We start from the raw sequence: 26,850 nt of genomic DNA, 5'->3' as shown, positions 1-26,850 counted from the left end.
TCGAAAACATGGAAACTGCTCTGAGAGCACCATCTGAGACCCTCATTCAGTGTATTCAAATTGATCTGAAAATAATAATCTGATAAATATTTCTTACATTTTTGATAATTAAGTGACTTATGACCTCAGCACATGAATTTGGGGCGTTCTCCGGACGAGCAAATAGAAATGTCTTTACTCTCAACGATTTTAAAGGCTCCGATTCTACAAGGTATCAAAAACCCAGAATCTCTCAAGACACAGTCAGCGTAGCTCGCCCTTATACGGATAGGCATCCTAAAGGCCTCACGATTCAGCATACAGCTCTTTGGGTAACTTTAGGCGTCGTCTCTATGTGTTCGACTAGCTTGTTATTCGCAAGTGGCTATTACGCAACACCTACAATTTTAGTAGCACTCATTTTACAGATTGCTTTGACAATAGTGTCTATAGCCTGTTTGATTATCCACTATGCTCTGAGGAAAAAGTTAGTGTAGGCTAACAAGGGATTTCTTCTTCAGGGAAAAACTCAAGACTCTTATACGCTGAAGTTAAATACTTCATTAAGTCTTGCGTAGCAATACTAATGTCGTGCCCACCTTCTTCTACTTTTTGAGAAATAGCACGTATTGATGAAATTACTGTTGAATGATCTCTAGAAAATACATCCCCTATCCTTACGTAGGATAAAGACAATTTCTGCCGACATAAGTACATAGCGACTTGTCTAGGCAAGACATACTCTCGAGATTGTGAACGCCCTAAAATACTCTCTGGAGACACTCCATAATACTTAGCCACAGCATGCACAATTCCTGAAGGAGTTAAACGCACACTTTCCGCAGCTTCTAATACATCGTGTAAGAGAGATTGTATATCATCTTCATAGAGCAGTTGCTGAGTTAGTTTTTTATAAGCAACACGCTTTGAAAGCAAAGTTAACGCATGTAGTAGCGCTTTCATGTTTGAAGATAGTGCGTGAATTAAGAAGTCCAAAGCTGAGTCTTCTATGCGGATAGATAATTGCTCTGTTTGTCGCATGAGAAAACTTCTTAATCCCTCTTTCGTTAAAGGATGGATAAGAACAGCGACTCCCCATTCAAAACGACTAATTAAGCGTTCTTCCATTGCTTTTAAGTCTGCAGGAGCATATGCCGATGAGATAACAATCAACTTACCTTCTGTTTGCAAGGAATTAAAAGTATGGAAAAACTCTTCCTGAGTAGCTCCTTTACCCGAGAATACTTCTATGTCCTCTATAAATAAAGCATCGACATTACGGTAAAAAGAACGAAATCTCTGCATTTCTCCAGAACGTATGGCAGAAACTAAATGTTCAGTAAATAAATCTGAAGCAACGTAAAGAATTTTACCCCCAGATTCCCGAAGAACATTTACAGCAGCTTGCATTAAATGTGTTTTCCCCGACCCCTCTGGTCCAAAAAGATAAATGGGGTTAAAAGGAAAGCCTGTAGCATCTTCTGAAGGTTTTGTAAACTCCTGTAAAATACGAAACGGCAAGTCATTTTCAGGTGTCACAAGAAAATTAGCAAAAGTCATTTCAGGATTGACATTGCCATACTGCATAGTAAAATAGGCAGTTTTTTCCTGCTGCATCTGCTTTTCTTTATAGAAAGGAGTAGTTTTATCGAGGGAAGTAACGTGAACACGAATTAACTTCCCGTTATTATTCACTAAACTTGTTTTTACCTTGTGGCGTATATGCTCCTCAAACCAAGTCACTTGAAAAGAATCTTTGGCTTCAAGATACAAATTACACGCATCAAAGCATAGGACTTTTAACGACCTTAACCATTTGTCTACAGTACTCGTACCGATTTCTTTTTCTTGTAGCAAAAGAAAGTCTTCCCACGCCCGCATAAAACTATCTCATCTAAATAGTTTTCTTATATCTTTTTTAGTATAAAAAAGCTTTTTTTTCAGTTGTTACCTTTGCTTTTTCTTATTAACAGTGATTTCGTTTTTCAGATGCTGCCTGTCCAAAATCTTATTAGTCACCCACTGCTGGATCAACCCAAGAAGCATAGAGGAAAACCAATAAATATTTAGACCTGAAGGGAAATTATAAAACATAAAGGTAAACAAAAGAGCCATCATAGTCCCCATTGCTTCCTGTTGTCTTTGTTGATCTGTAACAGGTCCTTTTTTCTGCAAAGCTGAAAGCTTTTGCTGGATGAACATGACAACCCCCAACAAGATGGGAAGAAGATGAAATTCGTTGCCAATAAACCAAACTGGTGTCGTCCAAGAGAACAAAACATCCGGAGCTGTTAAATTATCAATCCATCCTGGAATGAAAGAGGCGCCACGAAGAAGGAATGAGGATTTTAATAAATCAAACATAGCGATAAGAAAAGGCAATTGAATCAATAAAGGCAAACAGCCTGTTATAGGATTCACCTTATTTGTCTTATATAAAGCCATCACTTCCATTTGGGCTCGCTTAGGCTCTTTCTTATACTTTTGTTGAATTTCCTGAATATAAGGAGACAGCTTTTGCATACGTCTCATGGAACGTATAGACCAAGCATTTAATGGGTATAATAATAATTTTAAAAATACTGTAAGCAGAATAATAGAAATTCCCCAAGAGCCTGTGATCATTTTGAAAAACTTCATAATGATAAAAAGTAAAGCTGCAAAAGGCTCAGTAATAAAAGCGAATAGTCCTCGGAAAGTTATACAATCAAGATACTGAGAGTTTTCACCTTTAGGATTTGTATATGCTCGATCTAAAGCCTTTAAAGTAGGTTCTGCTAAAGGTCCGGCGTAGACCAGAAAACGATACGTGCCTTCTTCCTTGGGTAAAGGAAGTAAGGTTTCATATCCCGGATATTTAGAAGCAGGATACGCTTGATTTTTAGGATATAGCGAAGATAAGCGTGTAGGAACAGAATTTCCAGAAACATAAGCAGCAGCGTATCCAGCAGGTATATCTGTGAGCGGAGATAAAATAATACCGAAATATCCATTGGAATTGAGTATCCATTGAGGATACACTCCACTACGCAAAGATAATGGATCTTTAGACTTAGGCAGTTTCACCTTATCCAACTGTCCTTTATTCTTTTTAATCACGCGGTATTTAATAGCTGGACTAAATGTATTGGACATAATTTCAACTTCAGGGACACCTGAAGTTATCCACATATCGTCACTAGAACGATTTAAACCAACAGCAACCTCAAAAGCATAGGGTTGTTGCTCAGGAAATGTATAAGTTTTCTTAATAGAGCCGTCGTAGCTCTCTAATTCCAATACATTGCTGTTGAAGACAGAAACTCGATATCCAGAAGTAACCGGATTGACAAGGTCTCTACCCGAAACAATATTTAAAGCATGATAACTAGCAGGTGTGCGTTTCTTCGAATCAGAAAGAATCCCCCTACGCAACAAAGGATAATATCCTCCTATAGTATCAGAGACTATTTGGTTATTTGGTCCTACAGAAGGTAGCCCAGGGAAAGAAGCCTCACTAGGCACTTGAGATTTCAAATCTCTATCAAAACCAATTTCATTAACTATACTCTTGCTATCTTCTGAAGAGAAAGGAAGGTTAATGCCTTCTATAGCACCACTCTCTTGAGAAATCACTAATTGCATGTATTCATTAGACAGAACAAAATACTGGCCAGAATGGGTGTCTGTATTTGTTTCACGAGAATTGCTAAAAATAGCAGCTTTAGTCATTGGAAGATCTAAGGATTCTAATCTTTCTTCCTTAGAATTATAAATACCTAAAGGTAGGTATTCATTACCCGACCTCCAGAACACTAAAGACGTTCCGTAAACTTGACTGTCTTTATTATAAACCTTACCTTCATCCTGCTTATATTGACCTAAGAAAACTATAGGTTCTTGATTATTACGAAACTCCACGACTAAAACAGGAAGAGCTTCGCTGGTTACAGGAAGAAATACCTTTCCTGTATGTGAAGGTACTGTCGATTTACCTGTTTCCCCGTACAAAGCAACGTGAATATTATCACAAGCTGTTGTCTCTTCTATAAAATCCCAACGAGATCCAGAAGAATAAACTGAACTTGCTGAATTCCCTTGATTCAATAGGAGAAGTCTATCTCCAATACACACTGCGTAATGATTCTTATTTACTTCTTCATCTGGGTGTGTTGTCCAGGGAGAAACACCTAGACCCATAGACTTAGTTGCTGCAAGCACTTGTTCTGAAATTGTTTTTTGTTTCTCTGTAAGAGCTTTGCAAGAGCGAAAATCATTATAACCAAAAAAGATTTGGCATCCGACAAAAGCCATGCCAACTAAAGAAACAAACAACAATGAACGTTTATTCATCTGTTAAACTCTGAAAAATTAAACTAAAAAGCTAAAATACCATAGTATCTATTTATCTCCCATAAGAGATTCCTAAAATACGTATGAAATTCTTTCTATTTTGCTGATGAAATAGAAGTCTTATCTTTCTTATTTTTAAGGAAGCATACGACTCCTAAAGATAGACCGAGTACAAATAAAGGCAAGGACAGTATTTGACCCATGGTTAACCAACTATCAGGCTCTATCACTTTACCTTGAGGGCTTTTAAAAAACTCAGCAACAAAACGAATCAAAGATATACCCACTAATCCCAAGGCTGTGGCCCACCCAGAGCCTAAACGAAAATAACGTTTATAACTTAAGAAGAACAAGATGATAGAAAGCAATAAATAACTCACTCCTTCATACAACTGTACTGGGTGTGTAGGCACCCCCAATACGCCTTGAGTAGGAGATGAGAAAATAATCCCCCAAGGAAGGTTGGTTGGTTTTCCTACAATTTCTTGGTTCATAAAATTTCCAATACGAATCATAAAAGCCGCACAACCAAATACGGACGCACAAAGATCACAAAGAAACAAAAAGGTCAATATGGGAAGTTTTTTTCTATATATCCGAGAGAATAGGATGGCCCATAGAATTAAGCCTACCATACCTCCGTGGCTGGCTAATCCCCCATGCCATACTTTGAAAATCTCTTGAGGATTATTGAAATAAAAATTGCCTCCATAAAATAAAATATAAGCTATACGTGATCCAGGAATGATAAATAACAGAGAATATAAAGCGAAATCCTCCAAAGCTACACGAAGTTGTCTCTTAGAAAATTTGGTTTTATCTTCTTCAGTATAGGAAGATAGCGCGAGATAAATACCCAAGATAAAGGTAAGCAAAATCCCCAGAGAAAAACATAGACCATACCAAGACACTCGGAGAGGCCAGTTTTCTGAGTTCCATAGAAATTTTGAATGATTCCAGTATATCGCTGATAAGAAGATTCGCATTATTCAATCCAAAAATAGAAAAAAATATAAAATCCGTATAGAATGGTTAAATTGCAACAAGCAAAAGCACATGACTCGTAACAAAAATCACCTACTTATTTATCTCCCCGGGATGCTCTGGTTATCAGGAGGAATTAAATTGCTTTTAAAAGCCTCCACGGTTGTTTACCAACCCGATTGTTCCTTCAAAATCTTTGTCCTCCTAGCTATGGGAGCATGGTTGGTTGCATCTTTAAAATACCGATTTTTATTATCAAAATCCGTATCCTCTCAAAATGACCTATCTAACCAATTACTCTTGGGAGAGATTTCAAAAAAAGTTTACATAAGAAAGTCGTTTTTTTCTAAACGCTTTTTAGTTATGGCTGCCATGGTGATTATATCTCTACTACTACGTAGATACATTGATAATCCAGCCATTCTATTCTTCATCCGTTCGACGATAGGGTACACTCTTATAAAAACAGCTCTGACCTACTTCGCTAAGTCCCCAAAAAACCAATTAGAAAGCCTTTAAATATAGATTTCCATTATGCAGATTGCACATATAGGAACTGATATTATTGAAATTTCCCGAATTCGGAAAGCGATAAAGACACACAATCAAAGAATGCTTAATAAAATCTTCACAAAAAAGGAACAGGTATATTGTTTAAGACTCATAGACCCTTGTCCTTCTTTAGCCGCTAGGTTTGCAGGGAAAGAAGCTGTAGCTAAAGCCCTAGGAACTGGAATAGGAAAGATTGTCGGTTGGAAAGATATAGAGATCCTGAAAATATCAAAACAACCCGAAGTCTTTTTACCAGAAAGGGTGTATCAAAAATTAGGAATCTCCAAAGTCTTGTTATCAATCAGCCATAGTCGTGAGTACGCCACAGCTATGGCAATAGCATTAATTTAAGAAACGTTCGGCCTCTAAAGCAGCCATACACCCACTGCCCGCAGCTATGATGGCTTGTCGATAATGTTTATCCTGAACATCCCCAGCAGCAAATACTCCTGGAATAGAGGTTCTGCAAGTACCTGGTTCAGTAATGATATAACCATGTTCATCTAAAGCTAGCTGACCACCTAAGAAATCCGTATTCGGCCTATGTCCTATAGCAAAAAATACGCCTCCTGCATCCCGAGTAGAAACCTCTTTAGAAACATTGTTTAAAATATCAACAGAACGAACAAAGGTATCTCCGGAAATTTTTACTATTGAACTATTCCAAAGGAAAGAGATCTTTTCATTCGACTCTGCCTTTTTTATCATCGCTTTAGAAGCTCTTAACGTATCCCTTCTATGTACCACAAAGACACGCTTTCCATACCGAGTCAGAAAAATTGCTTCTTCTAAAGCAGAATCTCCACCGCCAATAACATACAAGTCTTTATTTTTAAAAATAGGAGAGGCGCCGTCACACACAGCACAAGCTGTAACGCCTTTTTGCCAGAATTCGTTGTCAGCGGCTCCGGGAATTTCTAAACGCTTTGCAGAAGCTCCCGTTGCTATAATACACGCGTCACAGGTATATTTTTCTTCGTTGGACATTACTACAAAAGGACGTATAGTGAAATCCACTGAAGTCACATCTTTTGGAAGAATTTGAGTTCCAAAACGACTAGACTGGGATTTCATATTCTCCATTAATTTTGGACCTAGTATGCCTTCAGGGAATCCAGGGAAATTTTCTACTTCAGTAGTAGTCATTAATTGACCACCGGCAACACCGGAAAAAAAGCCCTCGAATAAAATAGGACTTAAAAGTGCTCTTGAAGCATAAATCGCTGCAGTATAACCTGCAGGGCCAGAGCCGATAATAATTACTTTAGCGTAAGTCATTTATTTTTACCCTACCGAATAATTTTAGAAATAAATCTAAAACAAATAAAAAATTTTAAAGCAACAAATTAGCATAAAAAAACTGCTGCAAGGGAGATCTTGCCTTTTTTAAGGTTTATATTTACACTATCTTTTTTGACTTTGTAGTTTTTAGGAGAATAACATTAAATGCCAAAACAATCCGAATACACTTGGGGATCCAAAAAAATTCTTGATACTATAGATTGCCTCTCGGAAGACGTTGTTGAATTCAAAGATCTTCTCTGCTCAACACACGGAATTACTTCAAGCGATGAGGAACCTACCAGTGAGATACAACCTGGCGCCATCCTAAAAGGTACTGTAGTTGATATCAATAAGGACTTCGTAGTCGTTGACGTTGGACTGAAATCCGAAGGGGTGATTCCGATGTCAGAATTCATCGAATCCTCTGAAGGCTTGGTTCTTGGTGCTGAAGTAGAGGTATACTTAGACCAAACGGAAGATGAAGAAGGAAAGGTTGTTTTATCCAGAGAAAAAGCTACTCGCCAAAGACAATGGGAACACATTTTAGCTCACTGTGAAGAAGGTTCCATTGTCAAAGGACAAATTATACGCAAAGTCAAAGGTGGTCTCATTGTTGATATTGGGATGGAAGCTTTCCTCCCCGGTTCCCAAATTGATAATAAGAAAATTAAGAACTTAGATGATTATGTAGGCAAGGTCTGCGAATTCAAAATCTTGAAAATCAACATTGATAGAAGAAATGTTGTTGTTTCAAGAAGAGAACTCCTAGAAGCTGAACGAATTTCTAAAAAAGCAGAACTTATTGAACAAATCACTATTGGCGAACGCCGTAAAGGTATCGTTAAAAACATTACAGATTTCGGTGTATTCTTAGACCTAGATGGTATCGATGGTCTCCTCCATATTACAGATATGACATGGAAACGCATTCGTCATCCATCTGAAATGGTAGAACTCAATCAAGAACTCGAAGTTGTGATTCTTAGCGTTGATAAAGAAAAAGGTCGTGTTGCCCTTGGTCTTAAACAAAAAGAACACAATCCATGGGAAGACATTGAGAAGAAATATCCTCCAGGAAAACGCATTACTGGTAAAATTGTTAAGCTTCTCCCCTACGGAGCCTTTATCGAAATTGAAGAAGGTATTGAAGGTTTAATTCACGTCTCTGAAATGTCGTGGGTTAAAAATGTTGTCGATCCTAGTGAAGTAGTCAACAAAGGTGATGAAGTCGAAGCCATCGTTTTATCTATTCAAAAAGATGAAGGTAAAATTTCTTTAGGTCTAAAACAAACAGAACACAATCCGTGGGATAATATCGAAGAGAAATATCCCATTGGTTTACACGTACGTGCAGAAATTAAAAATCTTACAAATTATGGTGCCTTTGTTGAATTAGAGCCTGGTATTGAAGGCTTAATTCATATCTCTGACATGAGTTGGATTAAAAAGGTATCCCACCCTTCAGAACTCTTCAAAAAAGGTAGTATTGTTGAAGCTGTTATCCTCTCAGTAGATAAAGAAAGTAAAAAAATCACTCTAGGAGTCAAACAGCTAAGTTCAAATCCTTGGAATGAAATTGAAGAAATGTTCCCCACGGGAAGCGTGATTTCTGGAGTTGTAACTAAAATTACAGCATTCGGAGCGTTTGTAGAACTGCAAAACGGTATAGAAGGTCTGATTCACGTTTCAGAGCTCTCTGAAAAGCCTTTTTCAAAAATTGAAGATATTATCTCAATAGGCGATTCAGTATCTGCAAAAGTTATCAAACTGGATCCTGATCATAAAAAGGTATCTCTTTCAGTGAAAGAATACTTAGCTGATAAACAGCATGATCAAACAGATACTGATATAGATGATTTGGACTTAGAAGATTTAGTTAGTTCAGATAAAAAGAAAAAAGGGAAATAATATTACTTAAAAGGTTGAGCTTATGTTGTATAACATAAGCTTGCCTTGGTTTAGCACTCTGTCTGTTTCCTTACTTATAAGAGGAGTATAATGAATAAAGATCTTGTAGCTATTTTTGACTACATGGAGAAGGAAAAAGGAATTCAACGCCCTGTTATCATAGGAGCTATTGAATCGGCCTTAAAAATTGCAGCGAAAAAAACACTAAGAGATGATGCTAACGTTTCTGTAAATATTAATCCTAAGACTGGTGATATCGAAGTTTTCTGTGAGAAAGAAATCGTAGAAGTATGTGAAAATCCCAGTAAAGAGATTCCTTTAGACAAAGCTAGAGAATACGATCCTGAATGCGAAATTGGGCAGTACATGGACGTTCCCTTTGTTTCTGAACATTTTGGCAGAATTGCTGCTCACGCTGCCCGACAAATCATCGGCCAGAAATTACGCCATGCAGAAAGAGATGTGATCTATGAAGAGTATCGTCATAGGGTCAATGAAATCCTTTCTGGAGTTGTTAAGCGATTTGCAAAAGGATCCAACTTAATCATAGATTTAGGGAAGGTGGAAGGTCTCCTACCAGCTCGTTGTTACCCTAAAACAGAAAAGCATAAAGTTGGTGATAAGATTTATGCTCTGTTGTACGAGGTGCAGGAGTCAGAAAATGGGGGTGCTGAAGTTATCCTCAGCCGTAGCCATCCTGAATTTGTGAAGCAACTTTTCTTGCAAGAAGTTCCAGAACTAGAAGAAGGCTCTGTAGAAATTGTTAAAATTGCTCGTGAAGCAGGCTACAGAACTAAAATAGCTGTAAGTTCATCCGATCCAAAAACAGATCCTGTGGGCGCTTTTGTTGGAATGAGAGGTTCTCGAGTGAAAAATATCATTCGAGAATTAAATGACGAAAAAATAGATATTGTAAACTATTCTCCTGTGACTACAGAATTGTTGCAAAATTTGCTTTGCCCCATAGAAATTCAAAAGATTGCAGTTTTAGAAGATGACAAAGTTATTGCTATAGTCGTTCAGGATGCTGATTACGCAACCGTAATTGGTCAGCGAGGAATCAATGCTCGTTTGATTAGTCAAATCTTAGACTATGAACTCGAAGTTCAACGTATGAGCGAATACAATAAACTATTAGAAATTCAACGCCTACAGTTAGCGGAATTTGATAGCCCTCTATTAGATGAGCCGCTAGAGATGGAAGGCATTAGTAAGTTGGTTGTCCAGAATCTTGTACACGCAGGATACGACACGATCAGAAAGGTATTATTAGCCAGTGCTAATGATCTTGCTTCTGTTCCTGGAATCAGTTTAGAACTTGCTTATAAGATCCTTGAGCAAGTCAGCAAATATGGAGAAGGCAAAGTTGACGAAAAACCTAAAATTGAAGATTAAAAACGCTCAATTAACGAAAGCTGCTGGATTAGATAAATTAAAGCAAAAATTAGCTCAGGCAGGATCTTCAGACACAAAAAGCTCTTCAGAAAAGCCTACGACTAAGGTTCCTGAAAAAGTTGCTAAAGAAAAAGTCGTGAAGAAAAAGAGTGTTCTAGATTCTAGCGTACCTACGATGGCTGAGCATGTTTCTACTGAAACTTCTCCACGCAGAATTCGAGCTAAAAATCGTTCATCTTTTGCGTCTGAAGATTCAACCATTCCTTCTCCTGTTTCCGTAGATACCGAGTCTACTGCGTTCTCCCCTCCTGTTGTGGAAGAAGTGGTTTCTCCCCTGGAGTCCGCTGAGCCGGAAATTGTAGAGCCCACTCCCGCTTCTATAGTAGACGAACCTGAAACAACTATTCAGGAGCCCCCTCCTCCAAAGAAAGAAGCCGAATTAGTAGTTAAAAAGGAACCTCCTAAAAATGTTGTTTCTATCAAGTCGAATTTCGGGCCTACCGGAAAACATATTAATCACTTGTTAGCGAAGACTTTTAAAGCTCCTAAAAAAGAAGATAAGCCTGCGCCTAAAGAACGCACAGGAACAGTTCAAACAAAGCCTCAACAATCTTCTGAAGTTCCTAGTGATAAACAACATTCTTCAAACAATCGACAGTCTCAACCTTTTTATCGTAGGGATACGTCAAAGAGACCTGGATCTGATTTTAGAGATCGTTCGAAAAAAGATGACAGTCCTAAGGCATTTACAGGTAGAGATCGCTATGGATTAAACGACAGTAGCGATGACGATAAGTGGAGGAAAAAACGTGTTCAAAAAACTAAGAAACACTATGACGAACACTCAGTACAGCGCCCCACTCACATTAAAGTGCCTCTGCCTATTACGATTAAGGATCTTGCTGCAGAAATGAAGCTTAAAGCTTCTGAACTGATCCAAAAAATGTTTATTCATGGTATGACGTACGTTGTCAATGACGTATTAGATAATGAAACAACGGTACAATTTATTGGATTAGAGTTTGGCTGTACTATCGATATCGATTCATCAGAACAAGATAAGCTCTGTATCGAAAGTAATACTGTTAAAGAAGAAATACAAGAAACAGATCCAAGTCAATTAATCATTCGTCCTCCTATCGTAGCTTTTATGGGCCACGTGGATCATGGAAAAACTACTTTAATTGACTCGCTAAGAAAAAGTAATGTGGCAGCAGTAGAAGCTGGGGCTATTACACAGCATATGGGAGCCTTCTGTTGTTCTACACCTGTTGGAAATATTACTATCTTGGATACTCCTGGCCACGAAGCCTTTTCTGCTATGAGAGCTCGAGGTGCGGAAGTTTGCGATATCGTTGTACTTGTAGTTGCCGGGGATGAAGGAATCAAAGAACAAACTTTGGAAGCCGTCAAACACGCTCGTGCAGCAAATATCACTATTGTTGTAGCAATCAATAAGTGTGATAAACCCAATTTCAATGCAGATACTGTTTACAGACAACTTTCTGAAATCAACCTATTGCCAGAGGCATGGGGAGGTACAACGGTAACAATTAATACCTCTGCAAAAACTGGCGAAGGTTTATCTGAGCTTTTAGAAATGCTTGCTCTACAAGCAGAAGTTTTAGAGTTAAAAGCGAATCCAGAGGCTCGTGCTCGTGGAATTGTTATCGAATCTGAGCTACACAAAGGTTTAGGTGCAGTAGCAACGATTTTAGTGCAAAACGGTACCCTACATCTTGGTGAAGCATTAGTTTTCAATGATTGTTATGGCAAAGTTAAAACAATGCATAACGAACATAACCAGCTAATGACATCGGCCAGTCCTTCTGTCCCAGCTTTAATCACAGGGCTATCTAGTATGCCCAAGGCAGGTGATCCTTTTGTTGTCGTTAAAAACGAAAAAACAGCTAAGGAAATTGTTAATGCTAGAATTGCTGGCCAACAGAAATTTGCTTTGCAAAAGAAACGTCCTAATTTTGACGCTATGCTGCAAAATAAAAAGATCCTTAAACTTATTATCAAAGCGGATGTTCAAGGATCTATTGAAGCTTTGTCCAGTTCTGTCTTAAAAATTGTTTCTGATAAAGTAAGTGCCGAAATTCTTTCGAGTAGCGTTGGAGAAATTTCTGAGTCCGATATTCGTTTGGCGGCAGCATCTAAAGCCGTAATTATTGGTTTCCATACGGGTATAGAAAGCCACGCCGAATCTCTGATCAAAAACTTAGGAGTCAAAGTACATTTGTTTAACATTATCTACCATGCTGTAGATGCTGTTAAAGAAATGATGACAGCATTGCTTGATCCTATTGCTGAAGAGAGAAACCTTGGTTCTGCTGAAATCAAAGAAACCTTCAAGTCATCACAATTAGGTACAATTTATGGTTGCTTGGTTTCCGAAGGTGTAATGACTAGAAATCAAAAAGTACGTGTTGTACGCAATAATGAAGTTCTTTGGAAAGGTAACTTATCTTCATTAAAACGTATTAAAGAAGACGTTAAAGAAGTTAAAAAAGGGCTTGAATGCGGTATTTTATTAGAAGGATATCAGAATGCTCAGGTAGGTGATATTCTACAATGTTACGAAGTGATATATCATCCACAAAAGCTTTAGAATATTATGACTGAAAATAGACGCATAAAAAAGGTTAATTCATTATTGCGCGAAGCAATTGCGAATGTAATTTTAAAAGATGTGAAGCATCCTAAAATTTCCAATCGTTGGATTACGGTTACTAGGGTATGTTTGTCTAAAGATTTACATTCTGCTCGTGTCTATGTTTCAATTATGCCACATGAAAATACATCAACAGAAACTTTAGAAGCGTTAAAGGCATCCGCAAGGTACATTGCTTATAAGGCTTCTAAAGGCGTCGTACTTAAGTATTTTCCCGAGATAAATTTTTATCTCGAGGATATTTTTTCTCCGCAGGATCATATAGAAAACTTGCTCTGGAAAATACGAGAACAAGATAAAAATTAATACCATCCGCTAGAAAGATCTAAACATTGACGACATCATTATGGAACTTGCTACAGAACTTAAAGAAGGTATTCTTCTAATAGATAAGCCTCAAGGAAGGACCTCGTTTAGTCTCATTCGTACTCTCACAAAATTGATCGGTGTGAAAAAAATCGGTCATGCAGGCACTTTGGATCCCTTTGCTACGGGTGTGATGGTCATGTTGATCGGCCGTAGATTCACGCGCCTTTCGGATGTTTTATTATTTGAAGATAAAGAATATGCTGCAGTTGCTCACCTAGGAACAACTACAGATTCTTATGATTGCGATGGCAAAATTGTGGGTAGGTCAAAAAAGATCCCTACCTATGAAGAAATTCTAGAGGCTTCGCAGTATTTCCAGGGGGAAATTCAGCAAATTCCTCCAATGTTTTCTGCAAAAAAAGTTAACGGAAAAAAGCTTTATGAATATGCCCGAAAGGGGTTATCCATAGAACGTCGCCAATCTACGGTTCAAGTAAGCTTACAAATTACAAAATATGAATATCCCCTGCTGCATTTTTCTATACAATGTAGCAAAGGAACTTACATTCGTAGTATTGCTCATGAACTAGGAAACATGTTAGGCTGTGGAGCGTATTTGGAAGAACTTAGGCGTTTGCGTAGTGGTAGTTTTTCTATAGATCAATGTATTGATGGATGTCTTTTAGACTGTCCTGACTTTGATATATCTCCTTACCTAAGGGATTTTAATGGAAATATGCTATAGTTTGACATCGATTCCCCAATCTGTGGATTCTGTAACTATAGGTTTTTTTGATGGTTGTCATCTAGGTCACAAGAAATTACTAACTGTTTTATCTTCCTATCCGGGGTTGTCAGGAGTGATTACTTTTGACTTACATCCTCAAGCGGTTTTACAGTTCCCTGCCCCCAAGTTAATTACAAGTACAAAAGAACGCCTTCTCCTTCTGCAAGATTTTCCTATAGACTACTTGTGTATTCTTTCCTTTACGCAAAGGTTTGCTAATCAATCTGCTGAAAGCTTCATACGTTCCCTGCATCAAACATTAAGATGTAAACGTTTAATCTTGGGGTATGACTCTAAATTAGGTAAGGGAGGGGAAGGAAACGCTACAACACTACAACCTCTGGCCAACTCTCTAGGAATAGAAATTATAGAAGTCGCTCCTCATAAGATAGATCAAGAAATTGTCTCTAGCAAAAGAATTCGTCAGTTTTTAATGCAAGGTGACTTAGATAATGCTAATCGTCATTTAGGTCACTCATATAAATATCTTGGGACAATCGAGGCTGGTTATGGTTTAGGGACCCAGTTAGGAGTGGCTACAATTAACCTCCCTCAGGAACAATGTCTGCTTCCGTACGGAGTCTATGCATGCGCAATAGACTATCGCACCACAATCTATCAAGGGATTATGAATCTCGGTAAGGCTCCTACAGTAGGAAGAAATTCGTTATGTTTAGAAGCGCATCTTTTTGACTTCTCTGGGAACTTGTATGGCGAGACAGTTTCTGTCATCCCTAAGAAATTTATCCGCAAAGAAAGAAAATTCCCTTCTCGAGAGATGTTGTCTCAAGCAATTCGAAAGGACATAGACAGCGCAAAAGCTTTCTTCTCTACTAATTATGCAAGAAAAGCATAATATCGCCATCCTGCACAATGTAGTCTCTACCCTCTGCTCGCAATTTGCCGGCTTCGCGGACTCCTGTACGGCTTCCATAGGTGATCATGTCTTCAAGAGTAACGACTTCCGCTCGGATAAACCCTTTTTGGATATCGGTGTGAATTTGGCCTGCAGCTTCCGCAGCTGTAGATCCTATAGGAATAGTCCAAGCTCGGGTTTCTTGTGGTCCAGTTGTAAAATAAGAAATCAATCCAAGTGTATGGTAAGCAGCACGAACTAACCGATGTAATCCCGATTCTTTTAGCCCCAAACTATTTAAAAAGTCTTGCCGTTCTTCTACAGGAAGCGAAATGATTTCTTCTTCTAACTGTACACAAATAGGAACGACAGGAGCATTTTCTTTTTTCGCAATTTCTTGAACAACAGCAACATAATCGTTATGCATAGTGGCTATGGAATCCTCGCCTATGTTCGCTACATACAACATAGGTTTTGCTGTTAAAAAGGGATAAGGTTTGAGTTGTATCTGCTCTTCAGAAGATAAATGTAAAGTACGAACGGGTTGACCACTTTCTAAATGTTTAATCACTCTATCAAGTAAAGGTAAAACCATCCCAAGGTCTTTCTTGCCCTTCGCTTGTTTCTCTAATTTGCTATGAATATTTGTTGCCGAAGAAAAATCAGAAAAGATCAATTCTAAATTTATCACAGAAATGTCATCACTGGGATCTATCTTTCCCGATACATGCGTCACATCATCATTGTCAAAACAACGAACAACATGAGCCACAGCATGAGTCTCACGGATATGAGAGAGAAACCGATTTCCTAATCCTGCTCCGTCTGCAGCTCCCTTCACCAAACCAGCAATATCAACAAATTTCATATCGGCATAGATCACCTTCTGACTCTGACTCATCTTAGCTAAAATATCTAGACGGTTATCTATAACCGGAACAATACCAATGTTCGGGTCAATTGTGCAAAAGGGATAGTTACAAGAAGCTACTTGCGCTCCAGTAAGAGCATTAAATAACCCAGACTTACCTACATTGGGAAGTCCTACAATGCCACATTCTGTATGCCCCATATGTTATCTTTCGTAGCTATTTTTAATATTACCTTTACTAGGGAAGAATTCCCACAAACATAAGAATCGTTGATTCGATGCTTGTGGGAGCTTGCATTCGGTTCGTTAGCATTTTGAACCTAGCGCCTTTAGTGTGATCACCAAAGACAATATAGGAATTAAAGTTTCCTGACTAATATTTTCTTAGCAACTTATTATGAGATCTTTCTAGATCTTACCTGAACAAACCTTGCTTCACGACTGTAGCAAAATAGCATAATTAAGATTCATCCCCTAGGCTTCTCTCTTGTGAAAAACACACTTATAAGGTAATTTTCAGATTATTCCTATTTAATGCTATTTATCTAACTGTGGCCAAGCGATGGGTGAAAAAACAGAAAAGGCAACCCCGAAGCGTCTTAGAGATGCGAGGAAAAAAGGCCAGGTAGCAAAATCCCAAGATTTTCCTTCCGCGGTTACCTTTATCGTTTCCATGTTCACAACCTTCTATCTATCGTCATTTTTTGCCAAACATCTTGGGAGTTTTCTTGTTTCGATTTTTAAAGAAGCCCCTATAAATCATGATCCTAGAGTTACGTTATACTATTTAAATAACTGTTTAACTTTAATTTTAACCACTTCTTTACCTCTACTTGGAGCTGTAGGATTTGTGGGGATTCTTGTGGGATTTCTTGTTGTAGGTCCGACCTTTTCTACAGAGGTTTTTAAACCAGACTTAAAAAAGTTCAATCCTATTGAAAACCTGAAACAAAAGTTTAAAGTTAAGACTTTAATTGAGTTATTAAAGTCTATTTTGAAAATTTTCGGTGCTGCGCTGATCTTGTATGTCACCTTGAAAAACCGCGTACCATTAATCATTGAGACTGCAGGAGTTTCGCCAATTGTCATTGCGGTGATCTTTAAAGAGATACTTTATAAGGCAGTCACTTCCATTGGTATTTTTTTCTTAGTCGTTGCTGTTCTTGACTTAGTGTATCAAAGAAAGAACTTTGCTAAAGAACTCAAAATGGAAAAGTTTGAGGTTAAACAGGAATTTAAGGATACGGAAGGTAATCTTGAAATTAAGGGACGCCGCCGTCAAATCGCTCAAGAAATAGCCTATGAAGATACCTCCTCTCAAATCAAACATGCAAGTGCGGTCGTTTCAAACCCTAAGGATATCGCTGTAGCTATCGGTTATATACCGGAAAAATATAAAGCTCCCTGGATTATTGCTATGGGAATTAATTTGCGTGCAAAAAGAATCATCACAGAAGCTGAAAAATATGGTATTCCTATCATGAGGAATGTGCCTTTAGCGCATCAGCTTTGGGATGAAGGAAAAGAGTTGAAGTTTATTCCAGAATCGACGTATGAAGCTATTGGAGAAATCCTTCTCTATATCACTTCCCTTAATGCACAAAATCCTAATAATAAAAACATTAACCAACCCGATAATCTATAATGAATAAGCTACTCAATTTTGTCAGTAGAACCTTTGGGGGAGATGCAGCCCTAAATATGATCAACAAATCGAGTGACCTCATCCTTGCCTTATGGATGATCGGTGTCGTTTTGATGATCATCTTGCCCCTACCTCCGACTATTGTCGACTTGATGATCACTATCAATTTAGCTGTTTCTGTTTTCCTATTGATGGTGGCTTTGTATATTCCTAGTGCCCTACAGTTATCGGTTTTCCCCTCACTACTCCTAATCACAACGATGTTTCGGTTAGGTATTAACATTTCTTCCTCAAGACAGATTCTTCTTAAAGCTTATGCCGGGCACGTCATTCAAGCTTTCGGAGACTTCGTCGTTGGAGGGAACTATGTTGTTGGATTTATTATCTTCTTAATCATTACCATTATTCAGTTTATCGTTGTTACCAAAGGTGCTGAGCGTGTTGCTGAAGTAGCTGCAAGATTCCGATTAGATGCTATGCCTGGTAAGCAAATGGCTATTGATGCTGACTTGCGCGCTGGAATGATTGATGCACAACAAGCCCGCGATAAACGCGGCATGATTCAAAAGGAAAGTGAACTCTATGGAGCCATGGACGGTGCCATGAAGTTCATTAAAGGGGACGTTATCGCAGGTATTGTGATCTCCTTAATTAACATTGTTGGTGGTTTGACGATTGGCGTGGCTATGCATGGCATGGACCTAGCTCAAGCTGCTCACGTGTACACTCTGTTATCTATCGGTGATGGTTTAGTTTCTCAGATTCCTTCTCTACTCATTTCCTTAACTGCTGGTATCGTGACCACTCGAGTTTCTAGTGATAAAAACACGAACTTGGGTAAAGAGATTTCCTCTCAGTTAGTTAAAGAACCTAGAGCTTTGCTCTTAGCCTCCGCAGCAACTTTAGGCGTGGGCTTTTTTAAAGGGTTCCCACTTTGGTCATTCTCCATCCTCTCTCTGATCTTTGGTATTCTTGGTGTTATCCTGCTTGCGAAGAAAAATAATGCTACGAAACAGGGGGCCTCTGGAGCCTCAACAACAGTAGGAGCTGCTGCAGACGGAGCAGCTGCAGCGGAAGATAACCCAGATGACTACTCTTTAACGCTACCAGTAATTTTAGAATTAGGAAAAGACTTATCTAAGTTGATTCAACAAAGAACAAAGTCTGGTCAAAGTTTCGTTGACGATATGATCCCGAAAATGCGTCAAGCTCTGTATCAAGACATTGGTATTCGTTACCCAGGAATTCATGTGCGCACGGACTCTCCTTCTCTAGAGGGTTATGATTATATGATTCTTCTGAATGAAGTTCCCTACGTTCGAGGGAAAATTCCTGCAAACCATGTGTTGACTAACGAAGTTGAGGAAAATCTTAAGAGATACAATCTCCCTTTCATTACGTATAAAAATGCTGCAGGTCTCCCTTCTGCTTGGGTTAGTGAAGATGCTAAAACTATTTTAGAAAAAGCAGCTATTAAATATTGGACACCTTTAGAGGTGATTATTCTTCATCTGTCATACTTCTTCCATAGAAGCTCCCAAGAGTTCTTAGGAATTCAAGAGGTACGCTCTATGATTGAATTTATGGAACGCTCGTTTCCAGATCTTGTTAAAGAAGTTACGCGCCTTATTCCTCTGCAAAAACTCACTGAAATCTTCAAACGTTTAGTACAAGAGCAGATCTCTATCAAAGACTTGCGCACAATTTTAGAATCCTTAAGTGAATGGGCGCAAACCGAAAAAGATACTGTATTGCTAACGGAATACGTACGTTCTTCTCTTAAACTGTATATTAGTTTTAAGTTTTCCCAAGGACAATCTGCGATTTCGGTATACTTACTCGATCCCGAAATTGAAGAGATGATCCGTGGAGCAATTAAACAAACCTCTGCAGGATCGTATCTTGCTTTGGATCCTGATTCAGTCAATCTAATCTTAAAATCTATGAGAAATACCATTACGCCAACTCCTCCGGGAGGTCAACCTCCTGTGCTGTTGACAGCAATTGACGTAAGACGATATGTAAGGAAATTAATAGAAACCGAATTCCCTGATATCGCTGTGATTTCTTACCAAGAGATTCTCCCAGAGATTCGTATCCAGCCATTAGGAAGAATTCAGATTTTCTAATCTGTCAATTCTTAAAGAGGACATATGGCAGCATCTGGAGGAGCCGGAGGCCTAGGTGGTGCACAAGCTGTTGATGTTGCGCAAGTACAAGCTGCAGCAGCAAAAGCCGATGCCCAAGAAGTTGTAGCTAGTCAAGAGCAATCTGACATTAGCATGATTCGGGATTCTCAGGATTTGACGAATCCTCAGGCAGCAACGCGCACGAAGAAAAAAGAAGAGAAATTTCAAACCTTAGAATCCAGAAGAAAAGGTGCCGCGCAAACAGAAAAAAAATCTGAAAGTACTGGCGATAAATCTGATGCCGATCTTGCTGATAAATATACCGAAAACAATGCAGAAATTTCAGGTCAAGATTTACGCAGTATCCGCGATGCTTTACATGATGGTTCTTCTGAAGAAGATATCTTAGATCTTGTAAAATCTAAATTTTCTGATCTTGCCCTGCAAGGTATTGCCTTAGATTACCTAGTCCAAACCACACCAGCATCCAAAGGTGCTTTAAAAGACTCTTTAATCAAAGCACAACAAACTCACATGCAACAGAATCGACAAGCTGTTGTTGGTGGTAAAAATATTCTATTTGCCTCGCAAGAGTATGCCAATATTTTACAAACATCTGCTCCAGGCTTACGTGCTCTCTATCTTCAGGTGACCTCCGATTTTCATACATGTGAGCAATTACTTCAGATGTTGCAGACACGCTACAACTATGAAGAAATGGGAACTGTATCTTCTTTTATTCTTAAAGGGATGTCTGCCGATTTAAAATCAGAAGGGTCTTCTGTGTCACCCGTAAAACTAAAGGTGATGATGTCAGAAACTCGCAATCTTCAAGCTGTGATTACCGGTTATACTTTTTTCCAGGATAAATTCCCTAATGTTATGGCATCTTTAAAAGCGGATGGAGCGTCTATCCCTGAAGATCTCAAATTCGATAAAGTTGCTGATACCTTCTTTAAGTTAATCAACGATAAATTCGCGACAGCTTCAAAAATGGAGCGAGGAGTTCGTGATCTTGTTGGTAATGATACTGAAGCTATTACTGGGATACTGAACCTTTTCTTTACTGCCCTAAGAGGAACTTCACCGAGATTATTTTCTTCAGCAGAAAAGCGTCAAGAATTAGGTACGATGATGGCGAATGCCTTGGATTCTGTGAATACCCATAATGAAGATTACCCAAAATCTACAGACTTCCCGAAACCTTACCCTTGGTCTTAATTTTTACGGATTACCATGCAAAATCAGTTTGAACAACTTTTGGAATCTCTTGGCACAAAATTAAACACATCTTTAGTTCCTGATAAAAACCATGCGTGTTTAATTCGCTTTAATAACACGCAAGTTCCTGTACAGCTTGAAGAAGATGGGACTTCCGGAGACATTGCCGTAGGCACAATCCTTGGGACTCTACCAGAAAATGTATTCCGCGAACGTATTTTTAAAGCTGCTCTTTCTGTAAATGCTTCCCCACAATCGAATATTAAAGGCATACTGGGTTATGGAGAGATTTCACAGCAGCTGTACTTGTCCGACGTTTTAAATATGAATTATCTAAATGGAGAGAAGCTTTTTCACTATTTAAACCTTTTTTCCATGCATGCAAAAATTTGGATAGCAGCTTTAGAAACAGGCAATCTTCCTGATCTACATGTCCTAGGCATGTATCATTTATAACGGTACATTGGTCTCAACATGTACGCTCGTATGATTTATGACGCCATTTTCTAAAGCTTTACGCTATATTCAAGACTCGCCAGCAAAGCATAGCTGGAAATCTTTAGGCGCTATGCCCAAGCATGGAATTTGTGTTCCGTTATTTTCTCTACATACAAAAAATAGCTGTGGTATCGGCGAGTTCTTAGACCTCCTTCCTCTGATTTCCTGGTGCCAACAACATAAGTTACAGATCATACAGATCCTTCCTATTAACGATAGCGGTGAAGATAGTAGCCCTTACAACAGCATATCTTCAGTCGCTCTGAACCCTCTTTATCTTTCCTTAGCAAGCCTTCCCCACGCTCAATCTATTCCCCATGCTCAGTCTAAGTTAAAGACAATGCAAGCACTATCGAAACTGCCTTATGTGCACTACCCACAAGTCAAAGTCGCAAAATGGGAATTTCTTCATGACTACTATCAGTACGTAGTAAACATGGGCGCTCTAAAAGATGAAGAATTTCTGATCTTTTGTGAGAAAGAAAAGTATTGGCTACGTCCCTATACGGTATTCCGTTCTATAAAATGCTATCTCAAAGGAGCGCCAATCAATAACTGGCCAAAAGCCTATACAGATAGGACGAACTTCTCAAAATTTGAGAAACAATTCCAAAAAGAATGTGAGTTTTTCTCCTATCTCCAATTCCTATGCTTTCAGCAAATGTCACAAGTAAAATCCTATGCTGATGATCATCAGATTCTACTTAAAGGAGATCTTCCTATTCTCATTAGTAAAGATAGTTGTGATGTTTGGTACTATAGACAATTCTTTTCCTCATCAGGATCGGCAGGCGCCCCTCCCGATATTTACAATATTGAAGGACAAAATTGGCACCTCCCCGTGTATAATATGCACAATTTAGCCCAAGATCATTACACCTGGTGGAAAGCACGCCTCCGTTATGCCGAGAATTTCTACTCTCTGTATAGGCTAGATCATATCGTAGGATTCTTTCGTCTATGGGTGTGGGACTCTTCAGGTAATGGAAAGTTTCAACCAGAAGATTCTCATGAATATATTAGCCAAGGCACAGACATACTTAAACACATACTACGCGCATCCCGCATGCTCCCTATAGGAGAAGATTTAGGAAGTGTTCCTGAGGATATAAAACAAACCTTGTTAACACTCGGCATCTGTGGCACACGCATTCCTCGATGGGAACGCAATTGGGAAGGTGATGGGAGTTTCATTCCCCTAGATCAATACTCCCCACTATCGGTAACCTCATTATCCACACATGATTCGGATACACTTGCTCTTTGGTGGCGACATTCCCCAAAAGAAGCTCGAAAATTTGCAAAATTTTTAGGAATGTCTTTTACTCCTGTCCTCTCCGAAGAAGATCAAAAACATATCCTCAAAGTCTCTCACAAAACATCCTCCATTTTTCATATCAACTTAATCAACGATTACCTCGCACTTTGCCCGGATTTAGTATCTGAAAACCTAAAATATGAGCGCATAAATATACCGGGAACAGTATCAAAAAATAATTGGGTATATAGAGTCCAACCTTCCATGGAAGAAATAGCCACCCATGATGCATTCAATGCGCATCTCTCTGACATATTTGCTGATCTGTAAACAACGCATCGTATTATTCTAAGTGAAATCAAGATTTTCTTATTAAGTTGCTATAATTAAAATTTTTTGAAGAAAAAATCTTTCGGATATATCAGAAAATGTCTAACATAGATTTTTTTCAATTATATATGTCTTATTCTTGCGATAATGACGAAGTTAATGTAGGGAAATCATGTCAAGAAAGTGTCCACTTACTGGGAAAAGACCTCGCCGTGGCAATAGCTACACCATCCGAGGTATTGCAAAAAAGAAAAAAGGAATCGGTCTAAAAGTTACAGGGAAAACTCCACGTTGTTTCTTCCCTAATATGGTTACCAAGAGACTTTGGTCTACCGAAGAAAACAAATTTCTTAAACTTAAGATCTCCGCTTCTGCCTTGCGCCTTATCAACAAGCTTGGCTTAGAAAAAGTCATAGCAAGAGCTAAAAACAAAAGTCTGTAATTTTTACAAATAAAGGGGAATAGCCATGTCTTCGCTAAGACGCTTTGTTTCCCTTTTACGTTCGCAGCATGACCTTATAGATATCTTTGCTCCAGTAGATCCTTATTTGGAGCTCCCTGAAATTCATCGTAGGGTTATTCAAAACCAAGGCTCGGCTCTTTTATTTCATAATGTCCAAGGGTCCTCTTTTCCTGTTCTTACCAATCTATTTGGGACCCAGAAACGTGTAGACCTGATCTTTTCTAGCGTTCCTAAAGATATCATATCTCAAGTTGTACATTTGCTGTCTTCTCCGCCTAAGTTATCGCAATTATGGGAACAACGTCGGCTGTTATTGCGCGGTTTATCTTTAGGCTTGCGTAAGCCCCGTTTCTCTAAGCTACCTCATCATAAGATGTCTTCTGTGGATTTACATCGATTGCCTATGCTGACAAGCTGGCCTGAAGACGGCGGGGCCTTTCTCACTCTTCCTCTAGTCTATACCGAGTCTCCTAGTTCTAAAATACCGAATTTAGGAATGTATCGAATGCAAAGATTCGATAAAAATACTTTAGGTTTACATTTCCAAATTCAAAAAGGTGGAGGGATGCATTTTTATGAAGCAGAGCTAAAAAACGAAAATCTTCCAGTGACCGTATTTCTGTCAGGCAACCCCTTTTTAATACTTTCTGCCATAGCGCCCTTGCCAGAGAATGTCTCCGAATTACTCTTTTGTACATTTTTACAAGGATCAAAATTACTCTATAAAAAGGATCCTGACACTAGCCACCCCCTACTTTACGACTCTGAGTTCATTTTAACTGGTGAAGGGATCTGTGGTAAACGCCAGCCTGAAGGGCCCTTCGGAGATCATTTCGGCTATTATAGCCTTCAACACGACTTTCCAATTTTTAAATGTAAAAACATCTACTACAGAAAAAATGCAATTTATCCCGCGACCATTGTGGGTAAACCCTATCAAGAAGATTTCTATCTAGGAAATAAGCTTCAGGAATACCTATCCCCACTATTTCCAATAGTCATGCCGGGAGTACGCCAATTAAAAAGCTATGGTGAAGCCGGATTTCATGCAATAACAGCTGCTATCGTTAAGGAGCGGTATTGGAAAGAATCCCTAACCACAGCTTTAAGGATCCTTGGAGAAGGACAGTTGTCCTTAACAAAGTTCCTTATGGTTACAGATCACCATGTAGATCTTGAGGACTTCCCGAAATTCCTTGAAGTCCTGTTAGCTCGTATGGTCCCCTCACGGGATTTGATTATCTTTTCAGAAACAGCGAACGATACTCTAGACTATACAGGACCTGAACTGAACAAAGGTTCTAAAGCCATTTTCATGGGCATAGGCGCAGAAATTCGTGATCTCCCGCATAGATATCGGGGCACCTCGATTCCCCATATTACAGATATAGGAACTCTCTGTTCTGGATGTCTCGTTCTAGAAACTTCCTCAAAACCATTCTCCATAGATGAACTCCTGCACAACCAAAACTTGCAATCCTGGCCCCTTGTTGTGCTTACAGAGAATCTACAAGAAATACTCGCCAGCCCTAAAAACTTTTTATGGAAGACCTTTACACGCGCAGCTCCTGCTACAGACCTTCACGTACGTTGCCATACGATCACTCATCACAGACCAAACTACACATTTCCTATCCTTCTGAACGCAATGATGAAGTCCCACTATCCTAAAGAAGTTGAAGCTGATGAGAAAACTATAAAAAAAGTTTCCTACCGTTGGAGAGAATATTTCCCCTCCATCCCTATCTGATTTATTTTTCTAATTTTTATTAAGTTTTCTTTAAAAAGAGTGATTTTTTTGATCTAACTTTTATTAGAAAAATTAAAAGAAAACAAACTAAATCTAATTATATCTATGCAAAAGAAAACAAAATCAAAATTAAAAATCGCTTTAACTTTAGGAACAATTTTATTATTCGGATTCCTGACAAAATCTCAACCTCCGGATACTTTCCAAACGTTCCTGGCCTTACGTGAACCTGTCATCTATTCAAAACAGTGTGGGGATAACTCTATTAAAGTGCTATGCGATGCGATTGATTCCGCAAAGGAAAGTTTGTTTCTTCGTATTTACCGTCTGACTGCTCCCGAAATTGTGAAAAGTCTTGCTAATCAAGCTAAATCTCAACGCCATGTGGTCATTCACTATGAAAAAATGACCAAGGTTGAAGAATTCCCTCAAAACGCTAATGTCTCCTTAGTTAATCACCCGTGCAAAGAACGCAAACTGATGCATAAAAAATCTCTAGCCATAGATGATAAATACGCCTGGTTAGGTTCAGCAAACTATACCCGGGTATCCTTTCTTGACGATAGTAACCTGATTATTGGATTAAAGAGCAAAGAGCTTTGTCAGTATATTAAAAATGAGTCTTCAGGAGAGTGTGTTATGCAAGGACAGAAAGTACAATACTTTTCCCTACCTGGAGATGGAGGGAAAGCTTTATCAGCGGTATTACACACGCTAAGAACTGCTAAAAAAACCATACGTTTAGCCATGTTTGCCTTAACCTATCCTCCTATTTTTGAGGAGCTGAATGCCGCACAAAAACGTGGTGTTGACGTGAAGATTTTAATTGATAAAGATTTCGAGAAACTCTCCATAGCGCGACTACAAGCATTAATAGACCCTAAATTAAAATTATACACAAAAACAACACGGCATCGCCTACACCATAAGTTTGCTATTATAGACCAAAGTACTCTAATCACAGGATCGGTAAACTGGTCAATATCTGGGTTTTGCAGCAATACAGAAGATATGCTGATTCTTGATAATCTTACAAAGAAACAAATAAATAAACTGAATAGAATCTGGAAAGACTTAGAAACACAAAGTACCTTATCCTATCCGCCAATGAGAAAAGAAAAGGAAGTGATAATTCAACTACCTAAAGAACAGCGTGCAGCTTAACTATCCTCGTCTTTACTCCAGAACAATAGAGAAGCCATATCCAACACACCTCTATTGCGAGCGATAACCCAAGTCTCTGCGGCATTAGCAATCGCTTGAGCTGCTGATGCCCCTATTTTTATTGGTTTTTTACTACCAGATATGTCAAAAGACTTTTCACTAGGCTCTTCGTCCTTGTCTTCGCAGCCGGCATTTTTCAAGCTCTTAAAGTCTAAATCCACATTGCATAATTGAGATAATAGAACTTTTGCCTGTTTACGGTTCAGTATTTTAAAGCGATGTTTTCTCTTTTTTTCCTCTTTCTCTTTATCAGCAATAGCTAACAAAGCCAAACGCATAGCTTCATTCTTCGCGATTTCGTCAGAAATCTTCTGATTCAATGGTATATTGCTGTGTAGATCTTTCTGTACTCCCTGAGGAGGAAATGCACCATAAGGATCAAAGGGTATTATGCGCAT

Annotated in this window: 23 protein-coding genes; 17 read left to right on the top strand and 6 right to left on the bottom strand. The window is 38.7% G+C overall.

Features of this window, described 5'->3' with window-relative positions:
* Positions 1-119 precede the first annotated feature (119 nt).
* Positions 120-476, top strand: a complete 357-nt coding sequence (locus CHAB577_RS02455; protein WP_011097091.1) for a hypothetical protein — start codon at positions 120-122, stop codon at positions 474-476.
* 1 nt (position 477) lies between these two features.
* On the opposite strand, the gene dnaA is transcribed toward CHAB577_RS02455, so the two are convergent.
* The 3 genes from dnaA to CHAB577_RS02440 all read right to left on the bottom strand — a co-directional run bounded on the left by dnaA (position 478) and on the right by CHAB577_RS02440 (position 5,297).
* Positions 478-1,860: a chromosomal replication initiator protein DnaA gene (gene dnaA / locus CHAB577_RS02450; RefSeq protein WP_011097090.1), complete on the bottom strand. Its 1,383-nt coding sequence runs from the start codon at positions 1,858-1,860 to the stop codon at positions 478-480.
* 66 nt (positions 1,861-1,926) lie between these two features.
* Positions 1,927-4,311 carry a membrane protein insertase YidC gene (yidC, locus tag CHAB577_RS02445; protein ID WP_011097089.1) on the bottom strand — a complete coding sequence of 795 codons (2,385 nt, stop codon included), beginning with the start codon at positions 4,309-4,311 and terminating at the stop codon, positions 1,927-1,929.
* A 95-nt stretch (positions 4,312-4,406) separates the two neighbouring features.
* Positions 4,407-5,297: a prolipoprotein diacylglyceryl transferase gene (locus CHAB577_RS02440; protein ID WP_011097088.1), complete on the bottom strand. Its 891-nt coding sequence runs from the start codon at positions 5,295-5,297 to the stop codon at positions 4,407-4,409.
* A gap of 70 nt (positions 5,298-5,367) precedes the next feature.
* Here CHAB577_RS02440 and CHAB577_RS02435 point away from each other — a divergent pair, with 70 nt between their 5' ends.
* Together CHAB577_RS02435 and acpS are read left to right on the top strand one after the other, a co-directional pair.
* Complete coding sequence (locus tag CHAB577_RS02435) at positions 5,368-5,814, top strand: hypothetical protein (RefSeq protein WP_011097087.1); 447 nt, start codon at positions 5,368-5,370, stop codon at positions 5,812-5,814.
* A 15-nt stretch (positions 5,815-5,829) separates the two neighbouring features.
* The gene (gene acpS, locus CHAB577_RS02430; RefSeq protein WP_011097086.1) at positions 5,830-6,198 is read left to right on the top strand and encodes a holo-ACP synthase; all 369 of its coding nucleotides are present in this window, start codon (positions 5,830-5,832) and stop codon (positions 6,196-6,198) included.
* On the opposite strand, the gene trxB is transcribed toward acpS, so the two are convergent.
* Positions 6,190-7,125 (bottom strand): thioredoxin-disulfide reductase, encoded by a 936-nt coding sequence (trxB, locus tag CHAB577_RS02425; RefSeq protein ID WP_011097085.1) that lies wholly within the window; start codon positions 7,123-7,125, stop codon positions 6,190-6,192. The genes acpS and trxB overlap by 9 nt on opposite strands.
* A gap of 168 nt (positions 7,126-7,293) precedes the next feature.
* Between trxB and rpsA the strand changes: the two genes are divergently transcribed.
* From rpsA to CHAB577_RS02395, 6 genes are all read left to right on the top strand, one after another.
* Complete coding sequence (gene rpsA / locus CHAB577_RS02420) at positions 7,294-9,039, top strand: 30S ribosomal protein S1 (protein ID WP_011097084.1); 1,746 nt, start codon at positions 7,294-7,296, stop codon at positions 9,037-9,039.
* 90 nt (positions 9,040-9,129) lie between these two features.
* Positions 9,130-10,434, top strand: coding sequence for a transcription termination factor NusA (nusA, locus tag CHAB577_RS02415; protein WP_011097083.1), 1,305 nt, complete (start codon positions 9,130-9,132; stop codon positions 10,432-10,434).
* Positions 10,391-13,048 (top strand): translation initiation factor IF-2, encoded by a 2,658-nt coding sequence (infB, locus tag CHAB577_RS02410; protein WP_072667847.1) that lies wholly within the window; start codon positions 10,391-10,393, stop codon positions 13,046-13,048. Before nusA ends, infB begins: the two co-directional genes overlap by 44 nt.
* A gap of 6 nt (positions 13,049-13,054) precedes the next feature.
* Positions 13,055-13,417 carry a 30S ribosome-binding factor RbfA gene (gene rbfA / locus CHAB577_RS02405; RefSeq protein ID WP_006344094.1) on the top strand — a complete coding sequence of 121 codons (363 nt, stop codon included), beginning with the start codon at positions 13,055-13,057 and terminating at the stop codon, positions 13,415-13,417.
* Between the two features lie 40 nt (positions 13,418-13,457).
* The gene (gene truB, locus CHAB577_RS02400) at positions 13,458-14,165 is read left to right on the top strand and encodes a tRNA pseudouridine(55) synthase TruB (protein WP_006344093.1); all 708 of its coding nucleotides are present in this window, start codon (positions 13,458-13,460) and stop codon (positions 14,163-14,165) included.
* Complete coding sequence (locus tag CHAB577_RS02395; protein ID WP_011097081.1) at positions 14,149-15,063, top strand: bifunctional riboflavin kinase/FAD synthetase; 915 nt, start codon at positions 14,149-14,151, stop codon at positions 15,061-15,063. The genes truB and CHAB577_RS02395 overlap by 17 nt, the downstream gene beginning before the upstream one ends.
* On the opposite strand, the gene ychF is transcribed toward CHAB577_RS02395, so the two are convergent.
* Positions 15,041-16,135, bottom strand: a complete 1,095-nt coding sequence (ychF, locus tag CHAB577_RS02390; RefSeq protein ID WP_011097080.1) for a redox-regulated ATPase YchF — start codon at positions 16,133-16,135, stop codon at positions 15,041-15,043. The two genes, CHAB577_RS02395 and ychF, sit on opposite strands and share 23 nt — an antisense overlap.
* Before the next feature lie 361 nt (positions 16,136-16,496).
* Between ychF and sctU the strand changes: the two genes are divergently transcribed.
* From sctU to CHAB577_RS02350, 8 genes are all read left to right on the top strand, one after another.
* Positions 16,497-17,579, top strand: coding sequence for a type III secretion system export apparatus subunit SctU (gene sctU, locus CHAB577_RS02385; RefSeq protein ID WP_011097079.1), 1,083 nt, complete (start codon positions 16,497-16,499; stop codon positions 17,577-17,579).
* The gene (gene sctV / locus CHAB577_RS02380; RefSeq protein ID WP_011097078.1) at positions 17,579-19,708 is read left to right on the top strand and encodes a type III secretion system export apparatus subunit SctV; all 2,130 of its coding nucleotides are present in this window, start codon (positions 17,579-17,581) and stop codon (positions 19,706-19,708) included. The genes sctU and sctV overlap by 1 nt, the downstream gene beginning before the upstream one ends.
* Positions 19,709-19,732: 24 nt before the next feature.
* Positions 19,733-20,929 (top strand): type III secretion system gatekeeper subunit SctW, encoded by a 1,197-nt coding sequence (gene sctW / locus CHAB577_RS02375; RefSeq protein ID WP_011097077.1) that lies wholly within the window; start codon positions 19,733-19,735, stop codon positions 20,927-20,929.
* Positions 20,930-20,944: 15 nt separating this feature from the next.
* Positions 20,945-21,385 carry a CesT family type III secretion system chaperone gene (locus tag CHAB577_RS02370; protein WP_011097076.1) on the top strand — a complete coding sequence of 147 codons (441 nt, stop codon included), beginning with the start codon at positions 20,945-20,947 and terminating at the stop codon, positions 21,383-21,385.
* A gap of 37 nt (positions 21,386-21,422) precedes the next feature.
* A complete protein-coding gene (locus CHAB577_RS02365; RefSeq protein WP_011097075.1) occupies positions 21,423-23,015 on the top strand; it encodes a 4-alpha-glucanotransferase in 1,593 nt (530 codons plus the stop codon).
* Between the two features lie 172 nt (positions 23,016-23,187).
* A complete protein-coding gene (gene rpmB, locus CHAB577_RS02360) occupies positions 23,188-23,457 on the top strand; it encodes a 50S ribosomal protein L28 (protein WP_011097074.1) in 270 nt (89 codons plus the stop codon).
* Positions 23,458-23,482: 25 nt separating this feature from the next.
* Positions 23,483-25,228, top strand: coding sequence for a menaquinone biosynthesis decarboxylase (locus CHAB577_RS02355; RefSeq protein ID WP_011097073.1), 1,746 nt, complete (start codon positions 23,483-23,485; stop codon positions 25,226-25,228).
* Between the two features lie 105 nt (positions 25,229-25,333).
* Positions 25,334-26,392: a phospholipase D-like domain-containing protein gene (locus CHAB577_RS02350; RefSeq protein WP_011097072.1), complete on the top strand. Its 1,059-nt coding sequence runs from the start codon at positions 25,334-25,336 to the stop codon at positions 26,390-26,392.
* Here the strand turns inward: CHAB577_RS02350 and CHAB577_RS02345 are convergent.
* Positions 26,389-26,850, bottom strand: coding sequence for a hypothetical protein (locus CHAB577_RS02345; RefSeq protein WP_011097071.1), 462 nt, complete (start codon positions 26,848-26,850; stop codon positions 26,389-26,391). The two genes, CHAB577_RS02350 and CHAB577_RS02345, sit on opposite strands and share 4 nt — an antisense overlap.

This window comes from Chlamydia abortus, assembly GCF_002895085.1.
Taxonomy (GTDB): domain Bacteria; phylum Chlamydiota; class Chlamydiia; order Chlamydiales; family Chlamydiaceae; genus Chlamydia; species Chlamydia abortus.
Note: the sequence above shows the minus strand (reverse complement) of the source record. Positions and strands in the feature narration are given on the sequence as shown.

Bases quoted from the DNA above. Each gene is read 5' to 3' on its own strand.
- dnaA (WP_011097090.1), bottom strand. From the start codon at position 1,860: ATGCGGGCGTGGGAAGACTTTCTTTTGCTACAAGAAAAAGAAATCGGT.
- sctW (WP_011097077.1), top strand. From the start codon at position 19,733: ATGGCAGCATCTGGAGGAGCCGGAGGCCTAGGTGGTGCACAAGCTGTT.
- CHAB577_RS02345 (WP_011097071.1), bottom strand. From the start codon at position 26,850: ATGCGCATAATACCCTTTGATCCTTATGGTGCATTTCCTCCTCAGGGA.
- CHAB577_RS02440 (WP_011097088.1), bottom strand. From the start codon at position 5,297: ATGCGAATCTTCTTATCAGCGATATACTGGAATCATTCAAAATTTCTA.
- yidC (WP_011097089.1), bottom strand. From the start codon at position 4,311: ATGAATAAACGTTCATTGTTGTTTGTTTCTTTAGTTGGCATGGCTTTT.
- acpS (WP_011097086.1), top strand. From the start codon at position 5,830: ATGCAGATTGCACATATAGGAACTGATATTATTGAAATTTCCCGAATT.
- infB (WP_072667847.1), top strand. From the start codon at position 10,391: ATGGAGAAGGCAAAGTTGACGAAAAACCTAAAATTGAAGATTAAAAAC.
- rpsA (WP_011097084.1), top strand. From the start codon at position 7,294: ATGCCAAAACAATCCGAATACACTTGGGGATCCAAAAAAATTCTTGAT.
- ychF (WP_011097080.1), bottom strand. From the start codon at position 16,135: ATGGGGCATACAGAATGTGGCATTGTAGGACTTCCCAATGTAGGTAAG.
- CHAB577_RS02365 (WP_011097075.1), top strand. From the start codon at position 21,423: ATGACGCCATTTTCTAAAGCTTTACGCTATATTCAAGACTCGCCAGCA.
- trxB (WP_011097085.1), bottom strand. From the start codon at position 7,125: ATGACTTACGCTAAAGTAATTATTATCGGCTCTGGCCCTGCAGGTTAT.
- CHAB577_RS02455 (WP_011097091.1), top strand. From the start codon at position 120: ATGACCTCAGCACATGAATTTGGGGCGTTCTCCGGACGAGCAAATAGA.
- CHAB577_RS02350 (WP_011097072.1), top strand. From the start codon at position 25,334: ATGCAAAAGAAAACAAAATCAAAATTAAAAATCGCTTTAACTTTAGGA.
- rbfA (WP_006344094.1), top strand. From the start codon at position 13,055: ATGACTGAAAATAGACGCATAAAAAAGGTTAATTCATTATTGCGCGAA.
- CHAB577_RS02435 (WP_011097087.1), top strand. From the start codon at position 5,368: ATGACTCGTAACAAAAATCACCTACTTATTTATCTCCCCGGGATGCTC.
- sctV (WP_011097078.1), top strand. From the start codon at position 17,579: ATGAATAAGCTACTCAATTTTGTCAGTAGAACCTTTGGGGGAGATGCA.
- CHAB577_RS02395 (WP_011097081.1), top strand. From the start codon at position 14,149: ATGGAAATATGCTATAGTTTGACATCGATTCCCCAATCTGTGGATTCT.
- truB (WP_006344093.1), top strand. From the start codon at position 13,458: ATGGAACTTGCTACAGAACTTAAAGAAGGTATTCTTCTAATAGATAAG.
- CHAB577_RS02370 (WP_011097076.1), top strand. From the start codon at position 20,945: ATGCAAAATCAGTTTGAACAACTTTTGGAATCTCTTGGCACAAAATTA.
- CHAB577_RS02355 (WP_011097073.1), top strand. From the start codon at position 23,483: ATGTCTTCGCTAAGACGCTTTGTTTCCCTTTTACGTTCGCAGCATGAC.
- rpmB (WP_011097074.1), top strand. From the start codon at position 23,188: ATGTCAAGAAAGTGTCCACTTACTGGGAAAAGACCTCGCCGTGGCAAT.
- sctU (WP_011097079.1), top strand. From the start codon at position 16,497: ATGGGTGAAAAAACAGAAAAGGCAACCCCGAAGCGTCTTAGAGATGCG.
- nusA (WP_011097083.1), top strand. From the start codon at position 9,130: ATGAATAAAGATCTTGTAGCTATTTTTGACTACATGGAGAAGGAAAAA.